Origin of the sequence: Anaerotruncus sp. G3(2012), assembly GCF_000403395.2 — a bacterium.
Classification (GTDB): domain Bacteria; phylum Bacillota; class Clostridia; order Oscillospirales; family Ruminococcaceae; genus Anaerotruncus.
In genome coordinates this window covers 239493-246004 of record NZ_KE159668.1, presented here as the reverse complement: position 1 = coordinate 246004, position 6512 = coordinate 239493, and the positions used below count along the sequence as shown (strand labels likewise).

Here is a 6512-nt window from a genome sequence, read left to right as displayed (position 1 = left end):
AAAGCAATCGCAAAGATCCTTGGGACTATGATAAAGAGCTGTACAAACAGCGCAACCAAGTTGAGAGGCTTTTTCGCCGTATCAAGCGATTTCGTCGCATTTTTACCCGCTATGACAAACTGGATATTATCTTTTTGGCTTTTGTCTTTTTTGCTCTCATTGTCGATGTGCTTATGTGAACACTACCTAGATCATCTGCCCAGATCAGGGCTTACCCAGAGGACCAAACCCGCTGTCTTTTTCGCTGTCCTCCGGCTGCTCCTCGCAGTAATACTCTTTGATGGCCTCCAACAAAGCTGTCACCCGTTGATCTCGGATTTCATAGATGACATGCATCCCCTGCTTGCGGGACTCCAAAATCCCCGCCATGCGCAGATGCCCCAGATGTTGGGACAGCGCCGAAGCGGTGATATGGGGAGTAGATCGGTGAATCTCCCCTACGGCTAACGGCCCCCGCATCAACGCACAGAGGATCAGCAGCCGGTGTTCATTGGCCAGTATTTTGAGCAGCTCTGCAATCTTCTTTGCTCTTTCCTCCACAAGCAACATCCTCTTTCTTTTGTCTCAGTCTGCAAATGCCTTGCGTCATCGTCCCCATAGGGCAGTATACGCACCAGGACCGGGGGCGGAACAGAACCATGGTGAAAAGGCCCAAAACAGTGGATGTCATCATGACACCGAAAAAGCCAAACGCAAACTGGGCAATCCATGGCGAAACCATCCCTACCTCCGCCCATTGCCAGGGAAGCTTGAACGTCCACAGCAGAGTCACCGTCTGCCGCAGCGGTGCGCCTGAAAATACCATCCAGGTGCTGCGCAGCATCAGCCCGAACATCACCATAAAAAATGCCAGAAATCCGCCGCGGAACCAGTAGCTGCGCAGAAACCTAGGGGGCGGCGCATTTCGGGAAAGTCTGCGGCCCAGCAGCCCCAGGAGCTGTCCCCGTCCGCAATAGCGGTTGCAGTACACCTTGTTTCCGCCAATCACGGCCATTAGCAGGGGGATAAAGAAGAAGAACATGCCCAACCAGGCAAAAAGGATATTGCACAGCCCCAATGCCCAATAGAGAAGCTCTGCGGCCCAAAGGTAGTCATACCAGTTCCGTTTCATTCCACAGCCCCCCGTTGCACAATCGTAATCACATCTGCCGGGCAGATTCTGGTGCATTTTCCGCAGCCGATACAGATATTGCCGTCGATCTGAGCTGTCACACCCGACACAATGCGTATCGCGCCTTTTGGGCAAACCCGCAGGCAGCTCCCACAAGCCACACATTCCCTGCCAACCCGCGCCAGTCTTGTTGATGTTGCCATAATGCCTCCTTATAGTATTTAAGATAATTCTAATATACTATACGATTAAGACTCTGTCAATATGCCGGCTTCTATCACAATATCTATATCCTGATGGGCGTCCAAATCTCATTCATTCTCTGCAAGGCAAAGAGGCATAAAACGAAAAGGCACCAAGGCCTTGGTTTCTCAATAGCAGGCAGATTCAAATTGAGATTTTTTCCACTGTTTTCTCATCGAAAGCATAAAACCCGCTGTACAGCGTTTTCTGTACAGCGGGTTTTTGTTCCGTTGAAAACTTCAGCCGTTGCTTATTTCGCGTCAACCTCAGCCATATGCCCGATGAGCATGAGAACTTTGTTGGAATAACCCCACTCATTGTCATACCAGGAAACCAGTTTGACAAACTTGTCGGTCAGAGCGATACCAGCCTTGGCGTCGAAGATCGAGGTATGGGGATCGGTGAGGAAGTCGGAAGAGACGACCTGGTCCTCGGTGTAGTCGAGGATACCCTTCATCGGGCCTTCCGCAGCAGCCTTGACCGCTTTGCAGATCTCGTCATAGGACGCGGGTTTCGCGAGATTGACAGTCAGGTCGACCACCGAGACGTCAAGAGTCGGAACGCGGAACGCCATACCAGTCAGCTTGCCGTTCAGCTCAGGGATGACCTTGCCGACCGCTTTCGCAGCGCCGGTAGACGAGGGGATAATGTTGCCCGCGGCAGCACGTCCACCTCTCCAGTCCTTCTTGGAGGGGCCATCAACCGTTTTCTGGGTTGCAGTAGTCGAATGGACTGTGGTCATCAGGCCGTCAACGATCCCGAAGTTATCGTTAATAACCTTTGCCAGCGGCGCCAGGCAGTTGGTGGTGCAGGATGCGTTGGAAACAACCTTCATGTCCTTGGTGTACTTGTCCTGGTTGACGCCCATGACAAACATCGGAGCATCCGCCGAAGGAGCCGAAATGACAACCTTCTTTGCGCCGCCTGTGAAGTGGGCAGAAGCTTTCTCGGTGGTGGTGAACACACCGGTAGACTCTACCACATAATCCGCGCCGCACTCGCTCCACGGAATCTCAGCCGGGTTCATCTTGTCATAGACCTTGATCTCTTTGCCGTTGACGACGAATTTGCCGTCTTTAGCGGAGACCTCACCCTCGAACCGACCATGCATCGAATCATACTTGGTCATGTAGACCATATAATCAACATCGATGAACGGGTCATTGATCCCGACGACCTCAAACTTCTCAGGCTGTGCAACAGCCGCACGGAAAACAAGTCTGCCGATACGACCAAAACCGTTAATACCAACTTTAATTGCCATTGGAAACAACCTCCTGTAATTTTGATAGTTATATTCTATACCAATTCCTGAAAAACTACAATATCTTTGTCAAAGTTTAAACGATTTTTTTTATTTTCTTCAAACCTGCGTGCTTTATGTAAGGGTTTTTATTGAAAACCACCAAGTAATATACTATAATTGATTTGTCGGAATTCGTCGAATTTCGTCCGGCACCAAAAATCCCCTGCATATCCCAATGAGCGAATGAGAAGATAACAAAAGACCCCCGATACGGAAAGGAATATTACATGAAGCAGCAGCAGGACGACTTGTTCTTCCAACAAATCACCAGTATGTTTCAAGCCGCTAATACCCCCGCCGTCATCACAGACGGTTCTTTCTCGCCCCTCTGGGCAAGCGACGCCGCGGTACAGGCAATGCCCTGTCTTGCGCTTCCAGATGGAGTGCAGCTCCTTCTAAACGGCCATGCCCCGGACGAGGTCAAAAAGGAGATTGCTGCGCGCGGCTTTTTTGTCAGCATGAATCCGGGCGGGATGCTCTCGGAGAATGCGGTGCGGCTTTCCGCGCTTTCCCCTGGAGACCCTTCCCGCTATCTGGTGCAGCCGGTCTTTACCTCCCCAAGCGGAACCGGACTGCATCCCCAGGGAGCGAACCGGGTCCTTTCGAGCTTTTCGAGCCAGTACCGGCTGCCGTTGAGCAATATTTTTGCATCGCTTCATGGGCTGATGCATGTCTGTGCTTCCGCCGGAAGCGACTGCATTGAGGCGAGCGGGCCTTATTTTGAGTCCATCAACCAGAACGCGTTCCAGTTGCTGCGCAGCTGCGGGATGATCTTCGACTATACCTGCATGTTCAACGCAGTTGCCCCGCTTTCACCGCGCCCGGCAGACCTTTATCAATATCTGCGGGAGCTGCTTGGAGCGGTCTCGGTAGTACTCGAAAGCAACGGCATCCCCCTTGAATCTGATATTCCGGATGGCCCGCTGCCCGCGTCCTGCGATACCAACCGCCTCTCGATTGCGCTGCTCCAGATTCTCTCCAACTGTTCCCGGTTCACCCGGGAGGGAAACCGGGTGCGCGTACGGGTGCGGCAGGCCGGACAGCGGCTGCTCTTCTCGATTTCAGACCACGGTCTGGGCATTCCGGAGAATATCCTTCCCCAAGTGTTTGAGCCTTATTTCTCCTACCGACATGGGGACCATCCATTCTCCGGGAACGGTCTGGGGCTTCCCCTTGCAAGGCTCGCGATTGGGATGCTCGGCGGGGCAGTGACCCTCTCCTCCCAGCCGGGGGAAGGCACCACCGTCACTTTCACGATCCTCCTGCACGACATCAAAGGGACGCCCTCTGTGGAATGCAGCTCATCCGAATACCTCTCCAACCAGTTTTCCACCGTCCATGTTGCGTTTGCCGACAGTGTCCAATGCCCCCTCCGCTGACCCCAAATTTCAAGAAAATCCGACGCCTCTGTCCTGGCTCCGGATACAAAGAAGTATCCCTGAGAATCTGTTTCGCGTTTTTAAAGCAGGATTTCCAAGGGGGTTTTTCTTTTTTATGAGGACTTTTCCATTCCCCGTACAAACCGCCAAAAACGCCGCTGGACGGGGAATCCTGCCCAACAGCGTTTTTCCTTTTGGTATGATGGTATTATCCAAAGGAACCTCTTCTAAAAACATTGCAGCCTCATCCTTGCGCTTTCTGGGATTGCATCTGCTTGACTGCGAATAGAGAAAAAAGCTCGTAGCCGATAAAAACGCCTATGCAATACAGGCAGGTCCCCTCATGAGGCAAAAACCTTCCTATCCATGGGACGGCGGCTATTTCGTCCCACCCACATGGAAGGTGCTGAAATATAAAACGCAGAGGAACACGAAGCATCAGTTCCATCTCCCCATAAGGCAAGTCTACGAGCCTAGTACCAAGCGCAAAAAATCCGAGTATCAGTCCGAAGATCACCCAAAAGATCTGCTTGCGGGGCAATACCCGGTAACCGGTCCGGAAAAACGGCAGCTTATGTACCAGAAAACAGAGCAGCATCCCGATGCCAATGTTAAACAGGGCAAACGCGGCCCAGCCTAAAAGTTCGAACAGAATACCATAATATTGCTCATAGGTAGCATAAAAATAATTTAGCATAGACGCAAGAATCGAATTTACAAAGGTAAGTACATAAACCGCAATAACCAAAAGCAATAATTTTCCAATAAGCATAATATATTTTTTCATTACAAATTCTCCTTCTTATGCACAGGATCACAGGGCGCTAACACGACACCCTGTGATTCTGCTGTTTTATTTGGGATTGCGCCCGCTTAACCGCAAACATTGAAAAAAGCTCGTAGCCGATAAAAACGCCTATGCAATACAGGCAGCTCATCGCATTGGGTGAAAACCTGCCTATCCAATAGGGCAAGTTTATGATTCTGGCGTCAATCGCAAAAAATCCGAGCGCAAGTCCGAAGATGGCCCCAAAAATCTGCTTGCGGGGCAGCACCCGGTAGCAGATCCGAAAAAATGGAAGTTTGTGGAGTAGAAAACAGAGCAACACTCCAATGCTAAGATTGAACAGGATAAAAATTGCAAGGCTCAAGAAGAAAATTAGAGCGCCATATTGTGTATAGGTAACACCGAAATAATTATATATAGAAGCAAAAATTGAATTTACAAGAGTAAGTACGGAAACCCCAATAAATAAAAGTAACCATTTTCCAACAAACATAGTATATTTTCTCATTACAAATTCTCCTTCTTATGCACAGAATCACAGGGTGCTATCACGACACCCTGTGATATGGTTTGGCCTTTTTCCACTATATCAGAATAGCGATGTAATCTGGTGGTAACTTTACAGCTTGCACCGTCCGCATTCGCCTCAATGGTATTGAAGCCGGTCACTCCTGTAGAAGTAACGATGACCGAATGCTTGTTATCTATACGGATATGGGAACCTGTTTTAAGACCTTCCACAAACTTTTTGAGTCCCGCTTCAGCCTGTTTTTTTCATCTTCCGTATCAGTTTTATAAGTATAGCTGGTCGCACTGCCCCATTTTTTAGAATTGTTCTGGGCATAAACATATTTTGCATATCCCAGGCATTGGATCGCGCTGTCATATATTTTACAGTTGCATTTAGACGCGTTTACGCTATTCGCATCCCATGTGCAGACTCCAGCAGAGTGACATTTTTTCCCGTTTGCCGCATCGCAAGTGATTCCATTTTTTGTAAAATATGTTCCAGAAGTATAGCTGCCATATGAAAGTCTTGGATTGGAAAGGTGGCATCTATCTCTTCCCCCCAAGTTTCGATCACCTCGGTTTTTTCGCCGGTGGCAAGATCTACGATATACTCGAACTTTCCCGGAATCCCATGCTCATTTTCGGTATCGCCGGTTTCCTCCAGATAGCGGGTCCACTCCGGATTGGTAAGATAAACACCAATTTTGAGGTTGGAAATGGGATAAAATCTTTCAAGCGCGCTGTCCGTAAAAACGGGTTCGAGCTGGCGTGTCGGAATATAAAGGCGATAAATGGTATCTTTTTTCATAATGTAGGCCAATCGAGGCTCTAAAAAACCTCATCCAGTGTCTCAGAATCGGTATAAATCGTTTCCTCTTCCCCCGAATCCAAACTCCGCCTCACAATTTCATGACCATCCCGCCAGATATAGACATCTGTGCCAAAATACCAGATAGAGTCATCCTCTGATGCGGCGAGGGCTGCCCGACTGGTCGTCGGGTCACTTTCATCAAAATTGAATTCCTGCTCGGAAGAAAAGAATTCTTCTGCCGATGGCGCTGCGTCTGTCTCCTCATCGGCTGCAAAAGCTGTAAAAGATGTCGCCGAAGATAAGACCAGAAGTGTGCTTAATACCGCACAAATTGATTTTTTCCATATCTTTTTTTGCATAGCAAA

General features: G+C 49.4%; 11 protein-coding genes. 2 read left to right on the top strand and 9 right to left on the bottom strand.

Going from position 1 to position 6512, the window contains the following annotated elements:
- Positions 1 to 179: transposase (locus C814_RS24140; RefSeq protein ID WP_016315784.1), on the top strand; the 179-nt coding region annotated here is incomplete at its 5' end.
- 25 nt (positions 180 to 204) lie between these two features.
- Here C814_RS24140 and C814_RS12990 read toward each other — a convergent pair.
- The 4 genes from C814_RS12990 to gap form a co-directional block, all read right to left on the bottom strand.
- Positions 205 to 540, bottom strand: coding sequence for an ArsR/SmtB family transcription factor (locus C814_RS12990; protein WP_016315783.1), 336 nt, complete (start codon positions 538 to 540; stop codon positions 205 to 207).
- Positions 488 to 1111 carry a 4Fe-4S binding protein gene (locus tag C814_RS12985; RefSeq protein ID WP_016315782.1) on the bottom strand — a complete coding sequence of 208 codons (624 nt, stop codon included), beginning with the start codon at positions 1109 to 1111 and terminating at the stop codon, positions 488 to 490. The genes C814_RS12990 and C814_RS12985 overlap by 53 nt, the downstream gene beginning before the upstream one ends.
- Positions 1108 to 1314: a 4Fe-4S dicluster domain-containing protein gene (locus C814_RS12980; protein ID WP_016315781.1), complete on the bottom strand. Its 207-nt coding sequence runs from the start codon at positions 1312 to 1314 to the stop codon at positions 1108 to 1110. Before C814_RS12980 ends, C814_RS12985 begins: the two co-directional genes overlap by 4 nt.
- Before the next feature lie 290 nt (positions 1315 to 1604).
- Positions 1605 to 2618: a type I glyceraldehyde-3-phosphate dehydrogenase gene (gene gap, locus C814_RS12975; RefSeq protein ID WP_016315780.1), complete on the bottom strand. Its 1014-nt coding sequence runs from the start codon at positions 2616 to 2618 to the stop codon at positions 1605 to 1607.
- A 269-nt stretch (positions 2619 to 2887) separates the two neighbouring features.
- Here gap and C814_RS12970 point away from each other — a divergent pair, with 269 nt between their 5' ends.
- Complete coding sequence (locus tag C814_RS12970) at positions 2888 to 4039, top strand: sensor histidine kinase (protein WP_016315779.1); 1152 nt, start codon at positions 2888 to 2890, stop codon at positions 4037 to 4039.
- A 9-nt stretch (positions 4040 to 4048) separates the two neighbouring features.
- On the opposite strand, the gene C814_RS0104665 is transcribed toward C814_RS12970, so the two are convergent.
- From C814_RS0104665 to C814_RS12950, 5 genes are all read right to left on the bottom strand, one after another.
- On the bottom strand, positions 4049 to 4276 hold the full coding sequence (locus C814_RS0104665) for a hypothetical protein (RefSeq protein WP_022788392.1): 228 nt from the start codon (positions 4274 to 4276) through the stop codon (positions 4049 to 4051).
- A gap of 7 nt (positions 4277 to 4283) precedes the next feature.
- Positions 4284 to 4826 (bottom strand): hypothetical protein, encoded by a 543-nt coding sequence (locus tag C814_RS12965; RefSeq protein ID WP_016315778.1) that lies wholly within the window; start codon positions 4824 to 4826, stop codon positions 4284 to 4286.
- Between the two features lie 37 nt (positions 4827 to 4863).
- Positions 4864 to 5334, bottom strand: a complete 471-nt coding sequence (locus tag C814_RS12960; RefSeq protein WP_016315777.1) for a hypothetical protein — start codon at positions 5332 to 5334, stop codon at positions 4864 to 4866.
- A 405-nt stretch (positions 5335 to 5739) separates the two neighbouring features.
- The gene (locus tag C814_RS12955; RefSeq protein WP_016315776.1) at positions 5740 to 6156 is read right to left on the bottom strand and encodes a hypothetical protein; all 417 of its coding nucleotides are present in this window, start codon (positions 6154 to 6156) and stop codon (positions 5740 to 5742) included.
- 8 nt (positions 6157 to 6164) lie between these two features.
- The gene (locus C814_RS12950) at positions 6165 to 6506 is read right to left on the bottom strand and encodes a hypothetical protein (protein ID WP_016315775.1); all 342 of its coding nucleotides are present in this window, start codon (positions 6504 to 6506) and stop codon (positions 6165 to 6167) included.
- Positions 6507 to 6512: the final 6 nt, after the last annotated feature.